Source organism: Paraburkholderia sp. TE9906 (genome assembly GCF_056279605.1).
Genome location: NZ_JBWCCT010000002.1, coordinates 81,175 through 101,203 on the forward strand (window position 1 = coordinate 81,175; position 20,029 = coordinate 101,203).

Annotated in this window: 17 protein-coding genes and 1 pseudogene; 10 read left to right on the forward strand and 8 right to left on the reverse strand. The window is 64.3% G+C overall.

Annotated elements, in window-relative coordinates:
• Window positions 1–60 precede the first annotated feature (60 nt).
• Complete coding sequence (locus tag ACZ9H4_RS04320) at window positions 61–873, forward strand: MetQ/NlpA family ABC transporter substrate-binding protein (protein WP_476118328.1); 813 nt, start codon at window positions 61–63, stop codon at window positions 871–873.
• 55 nt (window positions 874–928) lie between these two features.
• Here ACZ9H4_RS04320 and ACZ9H4_RS04325 read toward each other — a convergent pair whose 3' ends face one another.
• Window positions 929–1,855, reverse strand: coding sequence for a GNAT family N-acetyltransferase (locus ACZ9H4_RS04325; protein WP_476118329.1), 927 nt, complete (start codon window positions 1,853–1,855; stop codon window positions 929–931).
• A 372-nt stretch (window positions 1,856–2,227) separates the two neighbouring features.
• Between ACZ9H4_RS04325 and ACZ9H4_RS04330 the strand changes: the two genes are divergently transcribed.
• The 5 genes from ACZ9H4_RS04330 to nagE all read left to right on the forward strand — a co-directional run bounded on the left by ACZ9H4_RS04330 (window position 2,228) and on the right by nagE (window position 9,677).
• Window positions 2,228–2,962 (forward strand): GntR family transcriptional regulator, encoded by a 735-nt coding sequence (locus tag ACZ9H4_RS04330; RefSeq protein ID WP_042328750.1) that lies wholly within the window; start codon window positions 2,228–2,230, stop codon window positions 2,960–2,962.
• 122 nt (window positions 2,963–3,084) lie between these two features.
• The gene (gene nagA / locus ACZ9H4_RS04335; RefSeq protein ID WP_408145633.1) at window positions 3,085–4,188 is read left to right on the forward strand and encodes an N-acetylglucosamine-6-phosphate deacetylase; all 1,104 of its coding nucleotides are present in this window, start codon (window positions 3,085–3,087) and stop codon (window positions 4,186–4,188) included.
• Window positions 4,181–5,188, forward strand: a complete 1,008-nt coding sequence (locus tag ACZ9H4_RS04340) for an SIS domain-containing protein (RefSeq protein ID WP_476118645.1) — start codon at window positions 4,181–4,183, stop codon at window positions 5,186–5,188. The genes nagA and ACZ9H4_RS04340 overlap by 8 nt, the downstream gene beginning before the upstream one ends.
• Before the next feature lie 11 nt (window positions 5,189–5,199).
• Window positions 5,200–7,791, forward strand: a complete 2,592-nt coding sequence (gene ptsP / locus ACZ9H4_RS04345; RefSeq protein WP_476118330.1) for a phosphoenolpyruvate--protein phosphotransferase — start codon at window positions 5,200–5,202, stop codon at window positions 7,789–7,791.
• A gap of 98 nt (window positions 7,792–7,889) precedes the next feature.
• Window positions 7,890–9,677 (forward strand): N-acetylglucosamine-specific PTS transporter subunit IIBC, encoded by a 1,788-nt coding sequence (nagE, locus tag ACZ9H4_RS04350; RefSeq protein WP_476118331.1) that lies wholly within the window; start codon window positions 7,890–7,892, stop codon window positions 9,675–9,677.
• Between the two features lie 159 nt (window positions 9,678–9,836).
• Here the strand turns inward: nagE and cydX are convergent, their stop codons facing one another.
• The 5 genes from cydX to rpoH all read right to left on the reverse strand — a co-directional run bounded on the left by cydX (window position 9,837) and on the right by rpoH (window position 14,281).
• Window positions 9,837–9,953 carry a cytochrome bd-I oxidase subunit CydX gene (cydX, locus tag ACZ9H4_RS04355; RefSeq protein ID WP_408145758.1) on the reverse strand — a complete coding sequence of 39 codons (117 nt, stop codon included), beginning with the start codon at window positions 9,951–9,953 and terminating at the stop codon, window positions 9,837–9,839.
• Window positions 9,954–9,981: 28 nt separating this feature from the next.
• A complete protein-coding gene (cydB, locus tag ACZ9H4_RS04360; RefSeq protein WP_408145639.1) occupies window positions 9,982–11,118 on the reverse strand; it encodes a cytochrome d ubiquinol oxidase subunit II in 1,137 nt (378 codons plus the stop codon).
• A gap of 34 nt (window positions 11,119–11,152) precedes the next feature.
• On the reverse strand, window positions 11,153–12,748 hold the full coding sequence (locus ACZ9H4_RS04365) for a cytochrome ubiquinol oxidase subunit I (RefSeq protein ID WP_408156103.1): 1,596 nt from the start codon (window positions 12,746–12,748) through the stop codon (window positions 11,153–11,155).
• Window positions 12,738–12,998 (reverse strand): cytochrome oxidase putative small subunit CydP, encoded by a 261-nt coding sequence (gene cydP, locus ACZ9H4_RS04370; RefSeq protein WP_408145643.1) that lies wholly within the window; start codon window positions 12,996–12,998, stop codon window positions 12,738–12,740. Before cydP ends, ACZ9H4_RS04365 begins: the two co-directional genes overlap by 11 nt.
• Window positions 12,999–13,345: 347 nt before the next feature.
• Window positions 13,346–14,281, reverse strand: a complete 936-nt coding sequence (rpoH, locus tag ACZ9H4_RS04375; RefSeq protein ID WP_408145645.1) for an RNA polymerase sigma factor RpoH — start codon at window positions 14,279–14,281, stop codon at window positions 13,346–13,348.
• Between the two features lie 603 nt (window positions 14,282–14,884).
• Here rpoH and ACZ9H4_RS04380 point away from each other — a divergent pair.
• Together ACZ9H4_RS04380 and ACZ9H4_RS04385 are read left to right on the forward strand one after the other, a co-directional pair.
• A complete protein-coding gene (locus tag ACZ9H4_RS04380) occupies window positions 14,885–15,196 on the forward strand; it encodes an acyloxyacyl hydrolase (protein ID WP_476118646.1) in 312 nt (103 codons plus the stop codon).
• A 42-nt stretch (window positions 15,197–15,238) separates the two neighbouring features.
• The gene (locus tag ACZ9H4_RS04385) at window positions 15,239–15,622 is read left to right on the forward strand and encodes a nuclear transport factor 2 family protein (RefSeq protein WP_168666095.1); all 384 of its coding nucleotides are present in this window, start codon (window positions 15,239–15,241) and stop codon (window positions 15,620–15,622) included.
• Window positions 15,623–15,825: 203 nt separating this feature from the next.
• Here ACZ9H4_RS04385 and ACZ9H4_RS04390 read toward each other — a convergent pair.
• Together ACZ9H4_RS04390 and ybiB are read right to left on the reverse strand one after the other, a co-directional pair.
• Window positions 15,826–16,851 (reverse strand): annotated as a pseudogene (locus ACZ9H4_RS04390) (2-isopropylmalate synthase); the annotation flags it as partial.
• Between the two features lie 534 nt (window positions 16,852–17,385).
• Window positions 17,386–18,363 (reverse strand): DNA-binding protein YbiB, encoded by a 978-nt coding sequence (gene ybiB, locus ACZ9H4_RS04395; protein WP_408145647.1) that lies wholly within the window; start codon window positions 18,361–18,363, stop codon window positions 17,386–17,388.
• A gap of 239 nt (window positions 18,364–18,602) precedes the next feature.
• Between ybiB and ACZ9H4_RS04400 the strand changes: the two genes are divergently transcribed.
• Together ACZ9H4_RS04400 and maiA are read left to right on the forward strand one after the other, a co-directional pair.
• The gene (locus tag ACZ9H4_RS04400) at window positions 18,603–19,301 is read left to right on the forward strand and encodes a fumarylacetoacetate hydrolase family protein (protein ID WP_476118332.1); all 699 of its coding nucleotides are present in this window, start codon (window positions 18,603–18,605) and stop codon (window positions 19,299–19,301) included.
• A 29-nt stretch (window positions 19,302–19,330) separates the two neighbouring features.
• Window positions 19,331–19,975: a maleylacetoacetate isomerase gene (gene maiA, locus ACZ9H4_RS04405; protein ID WP_476118333.1), complete on the forward strand. Its 645-nt coding sequence runs from the start codon at window positions 19,331–19,333 to the stop codon at window positions 19,973–19,975.
• Window positions 19,976–20,029 lie beyond the last annotated feature (54 nt).

Consider the following 20,029-nt stretch of genomic DNA (forward strand, 5'->3'; position numbering starts at 1 on the left):
GAATCCGACACCGGGCAAAGCATCGGTGAGAAACAGTCGATTAGAAACAGCGAGAATCACATGCAGCGCAGAAACCTCCTCAAAGCCCTCTCCGCCGTCGTCGCCGGCGCGGCGATCTTCACCAGCGTCGGCGCCCATGCCGACGACAAGGTGATCAAGGTCGGCACCATCGGCGGCCCGGATGCGCAAATCTGGGAAGTCGTCACCAAAGTGGCGAAGCGCGAAGGCCTGAACGTGAAGGTCGTCGAATTCAACGATTACGTGCAGCCGAACGCCGCGCTCGACGCAGGCGATCTCGACGCGAACAGCTTCCAGCACCAGCCATACCTCGACAGCCAGATCAAGCAGCGCGGCTACAAGCTCGTCAACGCCGGTCTCACCTACATCTCGCCGCTCGGCGTCTATTCGAAGAAGCTGAAGTCGCTGAAGGACCTGGCGCCGGGCGCGAAGGTCGCGGTGCCGAACGATCCGTCGAACGAAAACCGCGCGCTGCTGTTGCTGCAGTCACAAGGTCTGATCAAGCTGAAGGCCGGCGCGGGCACGGGCGGCAATAACGCGACGCCGCTGGACATCGCCGAGAATCCGAAGAAGATCAAGTTCGTCGAACTCGACGCCGCGCAACTACCGCGCTCGCTGTCGGACGTCGACGCCGCCGTGATCAACACGAACTTCGCGCTGGCCGCCGGCCTGCAGCCGACCAGGGATGCGATCGCGCTGGAAGACATCCACAGCCCGTACGCGAACCTGATCGCCGTGCGCGCGCAGGACAAGGACAAGCCGTGGGTGAAGAAGCTGGTCGCGGCCTATCAGTCGGAAGACGTGCGCCAGTTCATCAAGACCCAGTTCAAGGGTTCGATGGTGCCGTCGTTCTAAGCGAGCGGCACTGAGCACGCAGGCGCGCGCGGCCATGTCCGCTGCGCGCCTTCTGCTACAACTCCAGTTCCCATCTTTCGATCATCAGATCCTTGCCGAAACGGCGCTCAGCCGCCGTGCCGCCGAGCCTGAACCCGGCGCGCTCGCAAAGCCGCCGCGGTTCCCCGAGCGAGCTGGCGGTCGTCAGCGTGAGCTTCGTATAACCCGCCCGCCGCGCGAACCGCATCGACTCGCTGAGCAGTTGCGTGCCGATGCCGAGGCGTTGCACGTCCGGTTCGACCCACAGCAGCCGCACGCCGGCCACCGTCGTCGACACTCCGACGACGCACACCGAACCGACCACCATACCGTCCTGTTCGGCGACCCAGCACATCTCGCGCAACGGGTCGTCACGCTGAGTGTAATCGGCGACCACGCGCGCCAGCACCCCCTCGAACGATCGATCCCAACCGTATTGCGCGGCGAACCATTGGGCCTGCCGATGCACGAGCCAGCCGCACTCGCCGGCACGCGGCTGCCGCAGGGTCACGAGTTCGTGTTTCGGCCTGTCGCGCAGCAGCCGCTCGATGAGCTTCATCGCGGCAATCAGCTGTTCCTGCGAAAGCACGGTGAGGCGGCCGAGCAGCGCCGACACTTCGTCGATGGCGGCGGCGTCGAGCGGGGCGTAAGCCGCGTGGCCATCCTCGGTGAGGGCGATCAGCGACTGGCGCGCGTCCGACTCGGACGGGCGGCGCGTGATCAGGCCGCGTCGTTCGAAACTGGTCAGCAGGCGGCTGAGATAGCCGCTGTCGAGACCGAGCGCGCGGCCCAGCACGGAGGCCGTCTGCGCACGGCCACGTGAGAGTTCGTGCAACACGCGCACCTCCGTCAGCGAGAACTCGCTCTTCGCGAGATGCTCATGCAATGCGCCAATGTGCTGGATGTAGAAGCGGTTGAAATGGCGGACGACCTGAGCGCGCCGCCGCGCTTCGGAATCGGTCAAGTGCGGCTCCCCGGGAATTTTTATGGCTTGGTATCCCGCACTATATTTGAACGCCTGTCGGGAGCAAAGCCGCGCCGGACAAGGGTGCCCCGAACTGGTATTAAACAGGTATCAATCAGGACCTCCCCTTCGGCTGAAATAGCAGCTGGCTAAGACCACGAAAACCCCTTCTGATGGGACGAGTGCGGGTAAATCCTGGTCATCGACACATCCTCTCCGCCGCCTTTCAAGACCTGTGTGTGCCTTACCTGGCAAGGCTTTGCGGCCATTTATACCAGCATGGAACCAGTTGGTTGACTGGTATTATGTTGGTTATATAATGGGCTCTCACTTTTCGTAGGCCTATCTGTTCGTGACGGCCGCCGGAGTCCCATGGAAACTCGCTGGTCCGCACTGATGCCTGACGCCCGCAACGTCACGCCGCTCTATTTGCAGCTCGCGCGCAATCTGGCGACGGCGATCCATTGCGGCGTGTGGTCCGCGGGCGAGGCGCTGCCGTCGGAGCGCACGCTGTCGGATGCGATCGGCGTGTCGCGCATCACGGCGCGCAAGGCGATCGAGCTGCTGGTCGAACAAGGTCTGATCCGGCGCGCACGCGGCGCGGGCAGCTTCATCACGCCGCGTGTCGAAGACCCGCTGTCGCGCCTCACCGGTTTCACGAAGAAGATGCAGCAGCGCGGTTTCCGGCCGGATTCGGTGTGGCTCGAGCGCGATATCCGCGCCGCCAACCGCGACGAGCTGGTGCACCTCGGACTGTCGCCCGGCGCGGCGGTCGCGAGTCTGCGGCGGCTGAGGCGCGCGGACGGCATCGTGATGGCGGTCGAGCATTCGGCGCTGCCGGCGTCGATCGTGCCCGACCCGCAGGCCATCGGCGTATCGCTATACAGCTATCTGGAGCAGCGTGGCGCGGCGGTCGTGCGCGCGTTGCAGCACTTCCGGGCGGTCAACGCGTCGAGCGAGATCGCTTCGTTGATGGACATCGAACCGCGCACGGCGCTGCTGGTCATTACCCGTATCGGCTATAGCGCGGACCAGCGCGCGATTGAACTGACCGATACCTATTGCCGCGACGACTACTACGACTTCGTCGCCGAATTGCGCACGTGAGTTGCGCGTCTGACTTGCCGCAGCCGGTTGCGCCGCCGGGCGGTCCGCGTGGCCGGCCGTCAGACGCGGCGCCGGCGAGCGCAAGTCGGCCACACCCGTATCACGCCTCACCAGGAAGACTCATGCTGACCGGAAACATACTCACCACCGATGGGTGGATTCACGGCACGCTCGAATACGAAAACGGCCGCATCACGGCGCTCACCGGCGAGCGCGTCGATCCGTCGACGAACGACGCGCCGTACATCCTGCCGGGCTTCATCGATCTGCACGTGCACGGCGGCGGCGGTTCCGACGTGATGGAAGCCGGCGACGCGATCGAAGTGATCTCCCGCACGCATGCGCGCTACGGCACGACGAGCCTGCTCGCCACCACGATGACCGCGCCGCGCGACGAACTGATGAACGTGGTCGCCGGCCTGGGCAACAACGCGAAGGTGCGCACGCCGGGCGGCGCGCGCGTGCTCGGCGTGCATCTGGAAGGGCCGTACATCAACCCCGGCAAGCTCGGCGCGCAGCCGGACGCGGCGGTCTCGGCGGTGATGGACGAAGTGCTGAAGTATCTGTCGATCGCGCCGATCCGCGTGGTTACGCTGGCGCCCGAAATCGCCGGCCATATGGAGATCATCTCGGCGATGGCGGCGCGCGGCGTGCGCGTGCAGCTCGGCCATTCGCTCGGCACCTACGACGACGCCGTCGCCGCGCTCAAGCACGGCGCGTGCGGCTTCACACACCTGTTCAACGCGATGTCGCCGCTGCATCACCGCAATCCTGGGCTGGTGGGCGCGGCGCTCGCGCACGCCGAGTTCGCCGAAATCATTCCCGACCTGCTGCACGTCCATCCGGGCGCGATCCGCGCCGCGTTGCGCGCGATTCCGCGCCTGTACGTGGTGACGGACAGCACGTCGGCCACCGGCATGCCCGATGGCGAATACCGCCTCGGCAGCCAGCACGTGACGAAGTGCCTGGGCGGCGTACGTCTCGCCGACGGCACGCTCGCCGGCAGCACCCTGACGATGGATCAGGCGCTGCGCAATCTCGTATCGATTGGCCTGCCGATCGCCGATGTATCAAACCGTTTGTCGCGCTATGCCGCCGACTATCTCGGCATCGAGGACCGCGGCCGTATCGCGCGCGGCGCTTGGGCCGATGTGGTCGTGTTCGATCGTGAACTGGCGTTGACCGCGACCTACGTCGAAGGAGAAGCAATTGTCGAATATGCTTAAAGAGGCGCTGGCGTCCGCTGAAACGGTCGCCGCGCAACTCACGGACACCTCGCGCGTCGCGGCGCTCGCCGCGACGCTGGCGCAACAGCCGCGCCACGTCGCGCTGACGGTCGCACGCGGCAGCTCGGACCATGCGGCGAGTTACTTCGCATCGCTGACGATGAGCCGCCTCGGCGTGCCGGTCGCATCGCTGCCGATGTCGGTCGCGACCCTCCAGCAAGCGCCGCTGCAGGTGCGCGACCAGCTCGCGCTGGCGTTCTCGCAATCGGGCAAGAGCCCGGACCTGGTCGGCACGATGCAGGCATTGCGTCAGGCGGGCGCATTGACGGTTGCCGCCGTGAATGCGCCGAGTTCACCCTTGGCCGATGCGTGCGAATGGCAACTGCCGCTTGTCGCCGGTCCTGAACTGAGCGTCGCGGCCACCAAAAGCTATATCGCGATGCTGTCGATTTCCGCGCAACTGGTCGCGCACTGGCAGAAGGATGCCGAATTGCTCGGCGCGCTGAACACGCTGCCCGACGCTTTGCAGACCGCAGGCAAGCTCGACTGGTCGAAGGCCGTGGATGAGCTGCGCGGCATCGAGCGCATGATCGTGATCGGCCGGGGTCTGGGTCTCGCGATCGCGCAGGAAGCCGCGCTGAAGCTGAAGGAAACCTCCGGCATTCAGGCCGAAGCGTTTTCGAGTGCGGAAGTGCGTCACGGTCCGATGGAACTGATCGACCGCGATTACCCGCTGCTGGTGTTCGCTCCGCGCGGTCCCGAGCAAGCCGGCTTGTTGCAACTCGCGCACGACATGCGCGCGCGCGGCGCGCGCGTGCTGCTCGCCGCACCGGACGACGTGCCCGATGCCACCTTGCCGCTGGCCGCCACCGCTCACGCGGCGCTCGACCCGATCGCCGCCATCCTGTCCTTTTACGTGATGGCCGCCGGCCTTGCCGCCGCGCGCGGGCGCAATCCCGATGCGCCGCGCCATCTCAACAAAGTCACCGAAACTCACTGACGAGACATCAGATGCGACGTGTCGAGGAGTCCCGCTTGAAGAGCCATTCTGAAGGCCATATTGTTTTGCTCGCGCCGCTGACCGGTCCGGTCGTGCCGCTCGCGCAGGTGCCCGACCCGGTGTTTTCGGGCGGCATGTTCGGTGATGGCATCGGCATCGATCCTTTGGAGGGGCGACTGGTCGCGCCGTGCGACGGCACCGTTACCCATCTCGCGCGCACCGGTCATGCGCTCACGCTGGCCACCGCCGAAGGCGCCGAGATCTTGCTACACATCGGTATCGACACGGTCGAGCTGAACGGCAAAGGCTTTGCACCGATGGTCGAGCAGGGCGCGCACGTCCGTGCCGGCGACGTGCTGATCGAGTTCGATCAGGATCAGGTCGCATTGAATGCGCCGAGCCTCGTGTCGGTGATCGCGATCGCCAATTCGGATGCGTTCGAGATCGTCGAGCGTGCGCAAGGCGGTGTGCTGAAGGCGGGCGAAACGCCGCTGCTCATGCTGCGTGCCCGCGATGGCGCGGCAGCCGACGCGTCGCGCCAGCACAGCGCGACGAAGGTGATGGAGGAAGCGCGCCGTCAGGTCACGCTGGTTCACGCAGGCGGTCTGCATGCGCGTCCCGCGGCGCGCGCGCGCGAAGCGGCGCGCGGTTTCGATGCGCGTGTCGAAGTGCGATACGAAGGGCGTAAAGCGGCGATCGAAAGCGTGGTCGGTCTGCTCGGTCTTGGCGCGGGTGAGGGCGCGAGCGTCGAATTGCTCGGCGTCGGTCCGCAAGCGCAAGCCGCAGTCGACGCGATCGCTCATGAGCTGACGCGCGAAGCGCACGGTGAAGTCGAAGAGAAACCGGCGCGGCAAAGTTCGCCTGCGCCGCAGACGGTGCCGCGTGCGGCGGGCGAAGCGCTCGCGCCGAATACGCTCGCCGGTGTCTGCGCGGCGCCCGGCATTGCGGTCGGCAAGCTGGTGCGTTGGGACGATGCGGACATCGATCCGCCGGAGCAGGCGAGCGGCACGTCCGCGGCTGAAAGCCGTTTGCTCGACAAAGCGATCGCCACTGTCGACACCGATCTCGACACGACGGTGCGCGACGCGTCGCAACGCGGCGCGCACGGCGAGGCGGGTATTTTCGCGGTGCATCGCGTGCTGCTCGAAGACCCCACGCTGCTCGATGCCGCGCGCGATCTGATCAGTCTCGGCAAGAGCGCCGGCTTTGCATGGCGCGAGACGATTCGCGCACAGATCGGCATCCTAAGTAATGTGGAAGACGCGTTGCTCGCGGAACGAGCCGCCGATCTGCGCGACATCGACAAGCGCGTGCTACGCGCGCTCGGTTATACGAATGCCGCGGCGCGCACATTGCCGGAAGAAGCCGTGCTCGCGGCGGAAGAGTTCACGCCGTCCGATCTGTCGTCGCTGGATCGCTCGCGCGTCACCGCGCTGGTGATGGCGCGCGGCGGCGCGACCTCGCACGCGGCGATTCTCGCGCGCCAGGCGGGCATTCCCGCGCTGGTCGCGGTCGGCGACGCGCTGCATGCGATTCCGCCAGGCACGCAAGTGGTGGTGAACGCCAGCACCGGCCGCCTCGAATTCGCGCCGACCGAACTCGACGTCGAGCAGGCTCGCCGTGAGCGCAGCCGTCTTGCCGACGTGCGCGAAGCGAATCGCCGCACGTCGCAGCAGGCCGCGGTGACCTCCGACGGCCGTGCGATCGAAGTGGCCGCGAACATCGCCACGCTCGACGACGCGAAAGCCGCCGTCGACAACGGCGCCGATGCAGTGGGCCTGCTGCGCACCGAGCTGCTGTTCATCCATCGCGCGGCTGCGCCGACCACCGACGAACATCGTCAGAGCTACCAGGGAATCGTCGACGCATTGAGCGGCCGCACCGCGATCATCCGCACGCTGGATGTCGGCGCGGATAAGGAAGTGGACTACCTCACGCTGCCGCCCGAACCGAATCCGGCGCTCGGCCTGCGCGGCATTCGCCTCGCTCAGGTGCGCCCGGATCTGCTCGACGATCAGTTGCGCGGCTTGCTCGCGGTGCAGCCGCTCGGCGCGGTGCGCATCCTGTTGCCGATGGTCACCGATGTCGGTGAGCTGATCCGCATCCGCAAGCGTATCGACGAACTGGCGAGCGAAGCGGGCCGCACGGAGCCGATCGAAGTCGGCGTGATGATCGAAGTGCCGTCGGCGGCGCTGCTGGCCGATCAACTCGCGCAACACGCGGACTTTCTGTCGATCGGCACCAACGATCTCACGCAATACACCCTCGCGATGGACCGTTGCCAGGCCGATCTCGCCGCGCAAGCCGACGGCTTGCACCCGGCGGTGCTGCGCCTGATCGCGGCCGCCGTGCAAGGCGCGGACAGGTATGGCAAATGGGTCGGCGTGTGCGGTGCGCTGGCGGGCGATCCGCTCGCGATGCCGCTGCTCATCGGCCTCGGCGTGACCGAGCTGTCGGTTGACCCGGTGTCGGTGCCGGGCATCAAGGCGCGGGTGCGCAACCTCGATTATCAGCTGTGCCGTCAACGCGCTCAGGATGCTCTCGCGCTCAAATCGGCGCAGGCGGTAAGAGCAGCAAGCCGCGAAACCTGGCCTCTGGACTGAACCGCACACAGTCCGCAACCAGCTTCGCACAGTTACTTCGTATAGCTACAAAAACTCAACGACGACGTTCGACCACGAGACAAGGATTGGAGATATCAATGGATGGGAATCCGTTTCTGAAGATTCAGCGCCTGGGACGCGCGCTGATGCTGCCTATCGCGGTGCTGCCGGTTGCCGGCCTGCTGCTGCGCCTCGGCCAGCCCGATGTGTTCAACATCAAGATGATCGCCGACGCCGGCGGCGCGATCTTCGACAACCTGCCGCTGCTGTTCGCGATCGGCGTGGCGGTCGGTTTCGCGAAAGACAACAACGGTGTCGCGGGGCTTGCGGGGGCGATCGGCTATCTGGTGCAGATCGCGGTGATGAAGGACATCAACGACAAGCTCAACATGGGCGTGTTGTCGGGGATCGTGGCGGGTATCGTCGCGGGCTTGCTGTACAACAAATACAAAGACATCAAGCTGCCCGACTACCTCGCGTTCTTCGGAGGGAAACGCTTCGTGCCGATTGCCACGGGGGTGGTCTGTCTCGGGCTCGGCATAGCGTTCGGCTACGTATGGCAGCCGGTGCAGGCCGTGATCGATACGGCCGGCCACTGGCTGACCACCGCGGGCGCGCTCGGCGCATTCGTGTTCGGTGTGCTGAACCGGCTGCTGCTCGTCACGGGCTTGCATCACATCCTCAACTCGCTGACGTGGTTCGTGTTCGGCACCTTCACGCCGCCGGGCGGCGTAGCGGTGACGGGCGACCTGCATCGCTTCTTCGCGGGCGACCCGACCGCGGGCACCTTCATGACCGGCTTCTTCCCGGTGATGATGTTCGGCCTGCCGGCCGCGTGTCTCGCCATGTTCCATGAAGCGCCGAAGGAGCGCCGCGCGGTGGTCGGCGGCCTGCTGTTCTCGATGGCATTGACCTCGTTCCTGACGGGCGTGACCGAGCCGATCGAATTCAGCTTCATGTTCCTCGCGCCGGTGCTGTACGTGATCCACGCGCTGTTGACCGGTCTGTCGCTCGCGGTCTGTTCGGCGCTCGGCATTCACCTCGGTTTCACGTTCTCCGCGGGTTTCATCGACTACGTGCTGAACTTCGGCCTGTCGACCAAGGGCTGGTGGGCGATTCCGATCGGCCTCGTGTATTCGGTCGCGTACTACGGGCTGTTCCGCTTCTTCATCCGCAAGTTCAACATGGCGACGCCGGGCCGCGAACCCGCAGCCGCCGATGAGCAGGCCGAGTCGTTCGCGGCGGGCGGTTTCGTTTCGCCGGCAGCCGGTGCGGCCGTGCCGCGCGCGCAACGCTATATCGCCGCGCTCGGCGGCGCGTCGAATCTGTCGGTGGTGGATGCGTGCACGACGCGTCTGCGTCTGTCGGTGGTCGATGCGAACAAGGTCTCCGAAAGCGAACTGAAGACGATCGGCGCGCGTGGCGTGCTCAAGCGCGGCTCGACCAATGTGCAGGTGATCATCGGACCGGAAGCGGACATCATCGCGGATGAAATGCGTGCGGTGATCGCGCAGGGTGGGGGCGAGGCGGTGGCGCCGGTGGCGGCTGCTGTTCCGGCCGCTGTCGTTGCGAGCGCCGCGAGCGCGCCGGCTGCTGCTACTACGGGTGCGACGGGCGGCCCGCTCGACCCGGACCCGCTGCGCTGGCTCGCCGTGTTCGGCGGCGCGGGCAACGTGGTGTCGCTGGATGCGGTGGCGTCGACGCGTCTGCGTATCGTCGTGCGCGATCCGTCGGCGGTCGATCGTCAGCGTCTGGCCTCGCTCGACACCGCATGGGTCTCCGGCGACACGTTCCACATCGTCGTCGGCGAAGCGGCGCAGCGCTATGCCGCGAGGCTGGCGACGCGGATGTCGGAAAGCGGCGGCGCAACGCCGTTGCCCGCGTAAAGCGTGCAGGGTGCTAACGAAGTGGCCTGCCATGCCGCGCATTCATTGATACGGCGGTAAAGCGATCATGAGGCGGCAATAAGCCAGCAACAAAAAAGCGGCACCTTGCTTCAAGGTGCCGCTTTTACGTTTACCGGCTCGAGGCCGGTTCGTACTGCATCAGTGCGCTTTGATTTTTGCCGCTTCCGACGGCCTGCGCGATTCGAGCCACATCACATTGATGATGCCAAACGCCAACGCGACACCGATACCGAGCAGCCAGCTGAAATACCACATCATGAACTCCTGTTAAGCGTAGTGCCGTTCAATACATCGTATGGTGATTCTCTTTGAGCGCCGCGGCGGTCACCTTGCCGCGCAGCACGCGATACACCCAGCTCGTGTACAGCAGGATGATCGGCAGGAAGATGATCACGGCGAACAGCATGATCTCCAGCGTCAGGCGGCTCGAAGTCGAGTCCCACATGGTCAGGCTGCTGCGGCCGTCGAGCGAAGAGGGCATGATGAACGGGAACATCGAGAAGCCTGCCGTCAGGATCACGCCGATGATCATCAGCCCGGTCGACAGAAACGCGCTCTTCTCGAAGCGTGAGCGCGCAAGCGCCGCGGCCAGCAAGCCGCCGACCAGAGCGGCCACGGGCGCGATCACCGTCCACGGATAAAGTGCGTAATTGGAGAGCCACAGGCCGGGCGCGCTGATCACGGTCTTCATCAACGGATTGGCGACCGCGTCGAGAGGCGGGGCGTCGACGATCTGATAGCCGGGGATCATCGTGGCGACCAGCGCGCCGGCCACCAGGAACAGCACCACGCCGCTCGCCGCTGCGATGCGCAGCGCCAGCGACGCGCGCGCGGCGATCACACCATCCGACTTCAGCTTCACGAAGGCGGCGCCGTGCGCAGCCAGCATCGCGACGCTCACGAGGCCGCACAGCAGCGCGAACGGGTTGAGCAGACCGAAGAAGCCGCCGTGATAGGTGACACGCAGGTCGGTATCGAACGAGAACGGCGCGCCTTGCAGCAGGTTGCCGAACGCGACGCCGAACACCAGCGCCGGCACGAAGCCGCCGATAAAGAGTCCCCAGTCCCACGCGGCGCGCCAGCGCGGGTCTTCACGTTTGCTGCGGTAGTCGAACCCGACCGGCCGGAAGAACAGCGCGAACAACACCAGCAGCATCGCGAAGTAGAAGCCGGAGAACGACGCCGCGTAAGCCAGCGGCCACGCCGCGAACATCGCGCCGCCTGCCGTGACGAACCACACCTGGTTGCCTTCCCACGTCGCGCCGACCGTGTTCACGACGATGCGCCGCTCGGCGTCGGTCTTGCCGATGAACGGCAGCAGAATCGCCGCGCCCATGTCGAAGCCGTCAGTGAGCGCGAAGCCGATCAGCAGCACGCCGATCAATACCCACCAGATCAGTTTGAGGGTTGCGTAATCCATGATGAACTTTCCCTTGGAACAGAGTGGCGGTGAATCATGCAGCCGGGTTGGCCGACAGCGGCTGGTCGAGCGGCTCTTTCACTTCGTGGTGATAGCGGCCCGTATGCAACGACGAAGGGCCGAGCCGCGCGTACTTGAACATCAGCATGATCTCGATGATGAACAGCACGGTGTAGAACAGCACGAAGCCGGCGATACTCAGGTACAGGTCGCGCGGCGTCAGGCTCGATGCGGCGAGGCTGGTCGGCAGGATGCCGGCGATGCTCCACGGTTGACGGCCCACTTCCGCGACGATCCAGCCGAATTCGGCTGCGAGCCACGGCAGCGGAATCGCCCACACGGCCCAGCGCAGGAACCAGCGGCGCTTTTCCAGCAGCAGCGTACGTTGCGCGCAGAACCAGAACGCCAGGATGAAGGTCGCGAGGAACAGCAGGCCGAGGCCGACCATCAGGCGGAACGAGAAGAACAGCGGTGCGACCGGCGGAATCGTTCTTTTGGCCGCCTGGGCGATCTGATCCGGTGTGGCGTCGGTCACGTTCGCCGTGAACGGCTTGAGCAGCAGGCCGTAGCCGAGATCCTGCTTGTGGAGTTCGAAGGCGGCGTGGGCTTCGTCGGTTGCGTCGCCTTGCTTCAACTTCTGCAGCGCGGCGTAGGCCAGCATGCCGTTCTTGATGCGCCCTTCGTTGCGTGCGATCAGGTCTCTCAGACCCACCACCGGCTCGCTGATCGAGCGTGTGGCGATGATGCCGAGCGCGTACGGAACCCGAATCGCGTAGTCCGTGCGCTGCTCCGCCTGGTTCGGAATGCCGAAGATCGTGAACGGGGCCGGTGCGGGTGCGGTTTCCCATTCGGATTCGATCGCGGCCAGCTTCACCTGCTGAACTTCGCCGGTGCGGTAGCCCGATTCGTCGCCGAGCACGATCACGCACAACGTCGACGCGAGACCGAAGCCCGCGGCGATTGCGAACGAGCGCAGCGCGAATTCGGTATCGCGGCGCTTCAGCAGATACCACGACGACACGCCGAGCACGAACATCGCCGCGGTCACATACCCGGCCGAGACGGTATGCACGAACTTCACCTGCGCGACCGGGTTGAACAGGACGGAGCCGATGCTGTCGAGTTCCATGCGCATGGTCTGGTAGTTGAAGACGGCGCCGACCGGATTGTTCATCCAGCCGTTGGCCACCAGAATCCACAGCGCCGACAGGTTCGAGCCAAGCGCGACGAGGAACGTGACGATCAGATGCTGCACCTTCGACAGCCGTTTCCAGCCGAAGAAGAACAGGCCGACGAAGGTCGATTCGAGGAAGAAGGCCATCAGACCTTCGACGGCGAGCGGCACGCCGAAAATGTCACCGACGTAATGCGAGTAGTACGCCCAATTGGTGCCGAACTGGAATTCGAGCGTGAGACCCGTGGTGACGCCCATCGCAAAATTAATACCGAACAGCTTGCCCCAAAACTGGGTCATGTCTTTGTAGATCTGCTTGCCGGTCATCACATAGACGGACTCCATGATGACGAGCAACCATGCGAGGCCGAGCGTGAGCGGCACGAACAGAAAGTGATAGAGCGCCGTGATGGCGAACTGGAGGCGCGACAGTTCTACGACTTCGCTAACGGGCATGTTGATCACCTTGAGACGAATGCGAGACAGGCGCGGACAGCAGCGCCTGCGCGACCTGTTCAGGCGGCAGCGACATATGCTCCGCCTGCGGATGATTGAAAAAGGTGTATTTGAGCGCCATCAGCAGAACGAATTTGATGGCGAGGACGATGGCGATATCCCGCGCCAGCGTTGGACCGCGCACCCAGCCGGCGAGCCGCTTGCGCCAGCGCGACCGGAGAGTGGTACTGCGATTGAGGGCTATGGTCATAGTCGGTCGAAAGCGACTTCACACCGGTGAATCCGGCTGGATCCAGGCCGCCTGAGCGGTCTGGCGAGTGCATCCCGATTTTAGGAGCGGAACCTCGCGCACATCGATTCGGCAGTGCGGCATTGAGTCGCTAAACTCGCCGTGTTTATCCAGTATTGCTATCTGGTTTGTCATACGTCAAGAAAGCTATCGTGGCAGGCCGTCGTCAGGCGACCTCATCCAGCCGGTGTGGGCGTGCGCGAGTGCGCCGCCGCGTGGGCGAAAAAAAGCCCCGCCGTCTTGCGAGGGCGGGGCTCGGGGCCAGGTGGCGCACGCCGGGCGAACCGGTGTGCCGACAGCTTCAGGCCTTATGCATATTCGGTCAGTGCGCCGCGCATCTTCTTCATTGCGCTCGCTTCGATCTGCCGGATACGCTCGGCGGACACGCCGAACTCGTCAGCCAGTTCGTGCAGCGTCGAGCCGCCCGAACCGTCGTCTTCCACCTTCAGCCAGCGTGCCTCGATGATGCGGCGGCTGCGGGCGTCCAACGCGTCCAGCGCACTGGCGATACCGTCGCTTTGCAGGCGGTCGCGCTGACGCGAAGCCAGCACGGCAGTCGGTTCGCTATGCGAGTCGGCCAGATAGGCGATCGGCGCATACGACTCTTCGCCGTCCTCGACCTGGCCTTCCAGCGCGATGTCGCCGCCGGACAAGCGCGTTTCCATTTCGGAGACTTCTTCGCGCTTCACGTTCAGTTCCTTCGCGAGACCTTCGATCTCGTCCGGTGTGAACGCGCCCAGCCCCTGCTTGTGGCTGCGCAGGTTGAAGAACAGCTTGCGCTGCGCCTTGGTGGTGGCGACCTTCACCATCCGCCAGTTGCGCAGAATGTATTCGTGGATCTCAGCCTTGATCCAGTGCATCGCGTACGACACGAGGCGCACGTTCTGCTCCGGATCGAAGCGCTTCACGGCCTTCATCAGGCCGATATTGCCTTCCTGGATCAGGTCGGCGTGCGGCAGTCCGTAACCGAGATAGTTGCGCGCGATCGATACGACCAGCCGCAGGTGCGACAGCACGAGACGGCGCGCAGACTCCAGGTTGTCCTGCTCGCGAAATTCGGTGGCGAACTGGCGTTCTTCCGCCGGCGTCAGCATCGGAATCCGATTAACGGCCTGGATGTAGGCGTCGATATTGCCCAGTTGACCGGGCAGCAGCGAGGAATGCGAGAGCGCCAGTGCACCTGCCGAAGCGGCCTTAGCCGACGACGGGCTCAAAACACTCGGAAGGGTCATTGCATGGCTCACGTAGAAAACTCCTTTGGAATCAGACAAAAGCGTATTCAGTAAACGACTCCAGCGTTGGATGTTAGCACTCTGATTTGGGGAGTGCTAATACTTAGAGGCAGTAGGGGCATCCAAGTTCCGTAAAGTCCTATTGAAATTCGCGTTCTAATAGCCATAGCGTACACCAACGGGGCATCTTGCGCAGTACGTGGAATTTGCCCGTTCCTTCCTGCTTAGTCTCACAAAAGACCGATATTTTCAGAATCAGTAGTGACTGATTGCGTGAAATGAGCATTTTTCATACGATCGACCAAATCGACTTTCTATCTAGGATAAGCAAAACTGTTATGCATTTTTAACCTCAGTAGGTTCGGGTGTTAGATGGACAACCAAAACATATGTTTTGCGTGGTCCGGCTCTAAAAACCGGCATGGTTGGGCTGTTCTCCGTGGCCCCGGATCTTGCGTCCGCCGGTCAGTTTGGCGTGCAGGTCGCCGTCGACGCGGGCGATCATCACGTCAAGAAATTCGACCTTGGCGCGGCCTGGGAGCCAGGGCTGTATGGTGACGGATTGGCGACTGGCATTTCGCGCTGATCGGCGAAGCGCACGCGGCCTGGTGGCATATCGACGAAGGGAACGTGCACAGCGACATCGGCGTGACGCCGGTGATTCGCTTCATCAAGATATCGGGATGGGTGCGCCCTTTCGTCGAAGTGGCAGCGGGCATCCGGCTGTTGTCGAGTCCCCCGGATTGCTTCGGACCTTACGCTCGGCACCGCGTTCCAGTTTGCCGACATGGCGGGCGTCGGCGTGCAGTTCGGCCACCGCCAGCCGTACCTCGCGGGCTACGCTTCCAGCATATTTCCAACGGCGGTATCAAAGAGCCGAATCCTGGTATAAATTTCAGCCAGCTATATTTGCAATATAACTTCTGACGACCGAGGCCGCGTTCGGCTTACCGGTGTGGGGGCTGAGCAATGGCGGCAAAGATGATCGAAGCGATTCGCGGGCTGGAGCGAGAGCGCTTCCGTGCGATGGTCGAAGGCGACGGACAATCGCTCGACACGCTGCTCGCGGACAACGTGAGCTATGTGCACACGAATGGCAAACGCGAAACGAAGCGGCAGTTCATCGACGGGATTACCGGAGGGCGCCGCCGTTACCGGCAGATCGAAGTGCAGTCGCAGGAGGTGCTGCCGGCCGGACGGGAAACGTATGTCGTCACCGGCCGCGCGCTGATCGAGATGGAGGCGAATAACGGCGCGTTGCTGTTTCCGATCGCCTACACCGCGATTCACACGCAGGAAGACGGGCAATGGCGCCTGATTGCGTGGCAGGCCACACGGTGCGCGCTCGAGTGAGCCTTTTGGGTTCACCTCGTCAGGCCGGTCGCGTCTCGTGAACGCGCCGGCAGCCTGAGAGCGCGGGGTACGCGCTCGTTCTCGTCGCTTTTCTCATACTTCCCGCACAGATATCAGGCGGCGACGCGCTGCGGCTCCTCGTCGCGGGACCCGGCACGATCCTCCGTGCCGTTTGCGCTCGCTGCCCCTTCCTGATCCGCCGCGACGCTCTGGCCGCGGGCCGCATCGGCCGCCCGCATCACCGCATCGCCCGCATACGGATGCCGTGGATGCACCGGAAGCTGATTGCAACGTTCGACCACGCGCCGCACCGCCGACATATCGGAGAAATCGAGGCCGGTGGTGATGCCCTGCGCGTCGAGATTCATTGCCAGACCGACGAGATCGAGATTGCCCGTACGCTCGCCATTGCCGAACAGACATCCTTCGACGCGGTCCGCGCCTGCGAGCAGCGCCAGTTCCGCCGCAGCCACCGCGGTGCCGCGATCGTTATGCGGATGCACCGACAGCACGATGCTGTCGCGATAAGCAAGATGACGGTCCATCCATTCGATCTGGTCGGCGAAGACGTTCGGCGTTGCCGCTTCGACGCTCGCCGGCAGATTGAGGATCATCTTGCGCGCGCGCGTGGGCCGCCACGTTTGCGCGACGGCATCGCAGATCTCGCGGGCAAACGGAAGCTCGGCGGTATTGAAGGTTTCGGGCGAATACTGGAACGTCCAGTGTGTGTCCGGGCGCGCCTGCGCGTGTTCCTTGATTAAACGGGTGCCGTCCACGGCCAGCGCCTTGATTCCGGCTTTCGACTGGTTGTAGACGATCCGCCGGAACGATGGGCAGATCGCGTTATACAGATGCACGATGGCGCGCGGCGCGCCTTCGAGCGCCTCGAACGTACGGGCGATCAGGTCCGCGCGCGACGGCATGAAGACCTCGATGGTCACGTCGTCAGGAATGCGCTTTTCCTCGATCAGCTTGCGCACGAAATCGAAGTCGGTCTGCGACGCCGACGGAAAGCCGACTTCGATCTCCTTGAAGCCGATCGCGACCAGCATCTCGAAGAACTCGAGCTTTTGCGCGGCGTTCATCGGTTCGATCAGCGCCTGGTTGCCGTCGCGCAGGTCAGTGCTCATCCAGACGGGAGCCTGGTCGATCGTGCGGCTCGGCCATTTGCGGCCGGTGAGGCGCACGGGAGGGAAGGGGCGGTATTTTTCAGCGGGATTGCGCAACATGATGTGCCTCGTTCGTTGTGTCGTATGCGAAAGGGAGTGGCATTGAGCGGTTGGCGGACTGCCACGGATGCACGGCCCGCCAGCCGATGGCTAGCGGCAACAATGAACGGGCGCGAACGAACAACGTCACGACGATGACGAAAACGAACGTGGATGATGCCCATGCAACGTGCATTTGACCCTCGCGCTTCGTCCGCACGGTAAACGGACGAATGCAAACGACTACTGGTTGTGAAGAACTACGCTGGGGTGTGAAACGGGAACTGCGAAACTGCCTGGAGGACCGCCCGACGGCAACAAGGGTTGCCAACGAACGGCGCTACGCCTGACTTACGCCAGGCGTAGCGATAGGGGCCGCGCGAGGCGGCCGAAAGTAATTCGGAGGGTGTTCGGAAGGGAACGCATGGGCCTAAATGTATGACGGTATGAAGCGGTGTGTCAACCCGCGACCACCGCTTCCTCATGCCATAGGAGCGCCCGACGGCGGCTCACGCGTCGTGCGTCGATCTCGGCTTCAACTTCATTTTCAACGCCTCACACCGGCGTTTTCGCGACGTCCGCGATCAGTTCCACTTGCCGTTCGATCGCGCTCGGCACCGGCGCTTCGCCGCGCAGCACGGCGCTGATCCACGCGGCCGTGGTGGCGGCATCGCGCGCTTCGGGCAAGTCGACTTCCGGCGCATCGGGCGACGAACGTTCGTGCGGCACGCGCGTTTCGCAGACGCCGTCGTGCAGCCAGTCCACCTGCACCTGACGCCGCGTGTCGGCCACCGCCTCGCCTTCGGTGCCGCGCGCAAGCAGCGCACCGCCCACGGCCGCATCCGGATGCGAGTTGAACAACTGTGTGAGGCTGTCGCGATACGGCGGATGCGTGTAGTTCACAAGGCGCAGCCCCGCCGGCGCGAACGGCTGCAGGATTTTCACCAGCGTGTGCGTCGAGTTGCGCACGCCCATGCGCCGACGCAGCGCAAGCAGGCGCGCGAGCTTCGGTGCGAGCACGTCGATCGGCGCGAACGCGAGACGGTGCTCGGCGAGACCGTCTTCGATATCGGCATGCGAGCGCGCGTGCTGGATCTGCAGATGCGTGAAGATCTCCGCGCTCGTTACGCGGCCCGGATCTTCGGTGACGCCGTGCACCAGCACCGGCACGCCTTCGCGCGCCAGCAGCAGGGCCAGCAGCGGGACCAGGTTCGGCTGTTTGCGCGCGCCGTTGTAGGTGGGGATCGACACGGGCCGGAATGCGCCGTGCGGCAAATGGATCGGCTCGAACGACGCGTGCGCGCCCGCCAGCATCGCGGCGAGTTCGTCGGCGGTTTCGCCTTTCACGCGATAAGCGAGCAGCACCGCGCCGAGTTCGAGCTCGGCCACGCGACCATCGAGCATCGCGGTGTAGAGCGCGCGCGTATCGTCGGCGGTCAGCGCGCGGGCGCCATTCGGGCCGCGGCCGATTTCCTTGATGAAGCGGGCGCAGGGGAACGGAGTGTCAATGGCGGTATCGGCGGAGTCGGTCATCGGGCGCAAGGGGACGTGATGGCGTGCCGCGCGCTGGCGGCTCGCCACGGTATTCAAGGGAAGCTGTTGGGTCGCAGGTTGGTGTCAGTATCGCATCTATGGCGATACTGCGAGGCATGGCGCGCGGCCGTGCGCCCGGGTGCGCGCTTGCCCGACTGCCGCGCGCGGCGCTTTGCCGCGCGTTACACTCGATGTTTTCTCGCCGCGTCGTCGGCACAAATCAAGCAACGGAGAACGGGATGAGTTACGTATTTGAACCCGCACCGCAGGTGGCGGTGCCGGTTGTGGGGTCCAGCGAGCAGTTCGCGGTGCGTCGCATCTACTGCGTGGGACGCAACTACGAAGCGCACGCGCGCGAGATGGGTCACGATCCCGACCGCGAGCCGCCGTTCTTCTTCACCAAGCCGGCCGATGCCGTGCTGTACGTCGCGGCCGGTGCCACCGGCGAATTCCCCTATCCGACGCAGTCGAAAAACGTCCACTTCGAAATGGAACTGGTGGCCGCGATTGGTAAAGGCGGCAAGGACATTCCGGCCGAGAGCGCGCTCGACCACGTCTACGGCTACGCGCTCGGCCTCGACATGACGCGCCGCGATCTGCAAGCCGAAGCGAAGAAGCTGGGCCGTCCGTGGGATACCGCGAAGGGCTTCGACCACTCGGCGCCGCTCGGCCCGATCCATCCGGTGACGGCGATCAGCCATGTCGGCAACGGCGCGATCTGGTTGTCGGTGAACGGCGAGGAAAAGCAACGCTCGGACGTGTCGCAGCTGATCTGGTCGGTGGCGGAGACGGTCGCCTATCTGTCGACGCTGTTCGAACTGCAGCCCGGCGATCTGATTTTCACCGGCACGCCTGAAGGCGTCGGCGCGGTGGTGAAGGGCGATCTGATGAAGGGTGGTGTGGACGGACTCGGCGAATTCAGCGTACGCGTCGTCTGACAGGCGGCGGCTTGGAGGAGACAGACAACATGAAGCTCTACAGCTATTTCCGGAGCTCGGCGGCCTATCGCGTGCGCATTGCGCTGAACGTGAAGAAGCTGCCGTACGACTATGTGGCCGTGCACCTCGTGCGTGATGGCGGCGAGCAACTGAAGCCGGAGTATCGCAAGGTCAATGTGGACGGCATCGTGCCGACGCTCGTCGACGGCAACGAGCTGTTGCCGCAGTCGCTTGCGATCATCGAATATCTGGAGGAGACGCATCCCGAGCCGCCCTTGCTGCCCAAAGCGCCGGGCGACCGCGCGTACGTTCGCTCACTCGCGTTGCAGGTCGCGTGCGAGATTCATCCGTTGAACAATCTGCGCGTGCTGAAGTATCTGAAGCACACGCTGTGTGTCGACGACGACGCCAAAGACGCCTGGTACCGGCACTGGGTCGAGGCGGGTTTCGCGACGCTCGAAGCCCATCTGGCCGGCAACGCACGCACCGGCAAGCTGTGTTTCCGCGATACGCCGACGCTCGCCGACGCCTGTCTGATCCCGCAGGTCTTCAACGCGCAGCGCTTCAAGGTCGACACGACGCGGTTTCCGACGATCCAGCGCATCTACGATCACGCGATGCAGATCGACGCGTTTGCCCGTGCGGCGCCTGGCGTGCAGCCCGACGCCGAGTGACAACGGGTGGTGTTAAATGAAAAAGGGCACTCCGTGGAGTGCCCTTTTTGCTGG

Coding starts and splice junctions, on each gene's coding strand:
- ACZ9H4_RS04320 (WP_476118328.1), top strand. CDS start 61: ATGCAGCGCAGAAACCTCCTCAAAGCCCTCTCCGCCGTCGTCGCCGGC.
- ACZ9H4_RS04330 (WP_042328750.1), top strand. CDS start 2,228: ATGGAAACTCGCTGGTCCGCACTGATGCCTGACGCCCGCAACGTCACG.
- nagA (WP_408145633.1), top strand. CDS start 3,085: ATGCTGACCGGAAACATACTCACCACCGATGGGTGGATTCACGGCACG.
- ACZ9H4_RS04340 (WP_476118645.1), top strand. CDS start 4,181: ATGCTTAAAGAGGCGCTGGCGTCCGCTGAAACGGTCGCCGCGCAACTC.
- ptsP (WP_476118330.1), top strand. CDS start 5,200: ATGCGACGTGTCGAGGAGTCCCGCTTGAAGAGCCATTCTGAAGGCCAT.
- nagE (WP_476118331.1), top strand. CDS start 7,890: ATGGATGGGAATCCGTTTCTGAAGATTCAGCGCCTGGGACGCGCGCTG.
- cydX (WP_408145758.1), bottom strand. CDS start 9,953: ATGTGGTATTTCAGCTGGCTGCTCGGTATCGGTGTCGCGTTGGCGTTT.
- cydB (WP_408145639.1), bottom strand. CDS start 11,118: ATGGATTACGCAACCCTCAAACTGATCTGGTGGGTATTGATCGGCGTG.
- ACZ9H4_RS04365 (WP_408156103.1), bottom strand. CDS start 12,748: ATGCCCGTTAGCGAAGTCGTAGAACTGTCGCGCCTCCAGTTCGCCATC.
- cydP (WP_408145643.1), bottom strand. CDS start 12,998: ATGACCATAGCCCTCAATCGCAGTACCACTCTCCGGTCGCGCTGGCGC.
- ACZ9H4_RS04385 (WP_168666095.1), top strand. CDS start 15,239: ATGGCGGCAAAGATGATCGAAGCGATTCGCGGGCTGGAGCGAGAGCGC.
- ybiB (WP_408145647.1), bottom strand. CDS start 18,363: ATGACCGACTCCGCCGATACCGCCATTGACACTCCGTTCCCCTGCGCC.
- ACZ9H4_RS04400 (WP_476118332.1), top strand. CDS start 18,603: ATGAGTTACGTATTTGAACCCGCACCGCAGGTGGCGGTGCCGGTTGTG.
- maiA (WP_476118333.1), top strand. CDS start 19,331: ATGAAGCTCTACAGCTATTTCCGGAGCTCGGCGGCCTATCGCGTGCGC.